Below are 1,940 nucleotides of genomic sequence, written 5' to 3'. Positions count from 1 at the left end.
GTACTGATATGAAATTAAAGCCTCCCGACCCCGATAGTTATCGGGGTCGGGAGGCTTTTTTTATTGAAAAAATATTTTTAAGAACTGTAACTTTTAATTATTTCGTTTCGTCTCACGTAAAATTCCAGCCATTGAACGAAAAGGAGTTTAATAAAATCGTTGAACAAACCTCTCAGCGCATATACAGGTTTGTTTATAAAAATTTAAAAAACGACGCTAATACAAAAGACGTGGTGCAGGAAACCTATGTCAAGCTATGGACAAACAAAAACAATATTGATCAAACAAAAATTTTAGCCTGGCTATTTACGTGTGCCTATAGAACCATGATTGATTTTATCAGGAAACAAAGGCCTGAATTTGATATTAATGATGATTATATAACAACTGATGATTCAATTAGTACAGATACAACAGATATGATCTATGTTTATCTGGATAAACTTTCGCCGTTATTTAAGTCTGTTATTTTGTTACGGGATATTGAAGGATATAATTACGCAGAGATCGGTACGATACTCTCCTTATCAGAAAGTCAGGTGAAAGTATATTTATTCAGGGCGCGACAAAAATTAAAAAGTATCATTGAGAAAAATGAAGTCTGAAATGAACATAACTACAGAAAATATTGAAGAGTGGTGTTTCAGGTATCTTGAAAAAGATCTCGATGAATATGAGCGTCATTTTTTTGAAAAAGAATTAAAACATAATGCTGTACTAAAAAAAGAGCTTGCTTCATGGAAAAAGACGATCCTAAAATCACCGCTGCCTTCTGATGGTGGTTTTAATTATAAAAAATCTCTATTCAGATATAAAGGTCAATTTCTTTTTTTACTGGCTGAGTTTACTATCGTCAGTGCAACTTTATTAACGCTGGTATTTTTTGCGCACACAAGAAAAATATCTTCGAAAAAACCTGTTGCTCCATTTATAAAAGTAACCGCCGTTCCTTCTTATACAACTGTGGAAGAGCGGGCAATATCCAAAAACAATTCCTGCAAAAAAACTTTTGTACTCATTGATAGCAGTAGCCATACAATTAATCAAGGCCATAATCAGGAAATAAACATGCTTCATGAAGTGTCTCAGCCAAAAGATACTGTTTCATCTCAGGACTCAAAAAATGAATCTTTGAATACTACTGATACTTCTTCTTCTACACAAAAAACATTCGTTAAAAAAAGCAAAAAGCAAAATCCGCGGATTAAAAGAAATGGTTCACACTTAGTTCCAATAAACAATGATTTATAAATTTTTATTACTCACGTTTTTTTTGTGCATCTGTATCGTAGCATCTGCTCAGGAATTACAAGCGCCGCAAATCAACCAGAATGCAATCTTCGCTAACCCTGGATTAGCAGGTTCTAAAGGACAGACGAGAATATGTACTGCTCTTTCTGCATTCCATGCAAATTATTTGTCTGGAGAAGGCTGGGATAGTAATGGAAACACCTCGCAGAAATTCCGAAACCGAAACTTATATAGCTGCTTGGTTAGTATGGATGGTTTAATACTAAAAAACAAGCTGGGCATTGCCGGATATATAAAAAACGAATGGCATCAAATTAACGACACATATAATTTTTATCAAAACAACACCCAAACCAATGCCAAGTATATGAACTATAAATATACTAATCTGCTCATGGGCTTTATGTTGGCTCCCAAATTTCATATAACATCCTCAAAAGAGAATAAACAAGACCATGTATTATCGCCCGCGGCAGCTATAGGATTGAAAGACACACGCTTCAATTATTCAGGAGAGAACTTTTACAATTATACTACTCAGGACAGCATCATCAATGGCGAAAATAAAAACACATTAAATCTTGATTATGTGTCGGCAAGCTTATTATATACCTCTCCTCGCAGCTATACAGGCATTAAATTAAATTTTAAAAATTATATTCACACTTTTCTTCTTTATAATGTAAGCT

The 1,940-nt window shown here is 33.9% G+C and carries 3 protein-coding genes; all 3 read left to right on the top strand.

What is annotated here, in order from left to right:
* A partial coding sequence (locus tag QZ824_RS11465) for an RNA polymerase sigma factor (protein ID WP_291276151.1) occupies positions 1-605 on the top strand: 605 nt, incomplete at its 5' end.
* Positions 595-1,251, top strand: a complete 657-nt coding sequence (locus QZ824_RS11460) for a hypothetical protein (protein WP_291276150.1) — start codon at positions 595-597, stop codon at positions 1,249-1,251. The genes QZ824_RS11465 and QZ824_RS11460, both read left to right, overlap by 11 nt.
* A 22-nt stretch (positions 1,252-1,273) precedes the next feature.
* On the top strand, positions 1,274-1,940 hold a 667-nt coding region (locus tag QZ824_RS11455), incomplete at its 3' end, for a hypothetical protein (protein WP_291276149.1).

It is taken from the genome of Flavobacterium sp., from assembly GCF_021151785.1.
Lineage (GTDB): Bacteria > Bacteroidota > Bacteroidia > Flavobacteriales > Flavobacteriaceae > Flavobacterium.
This window is presented reverse-complemented; position numbering and strand designations above follow the sequence as displayed.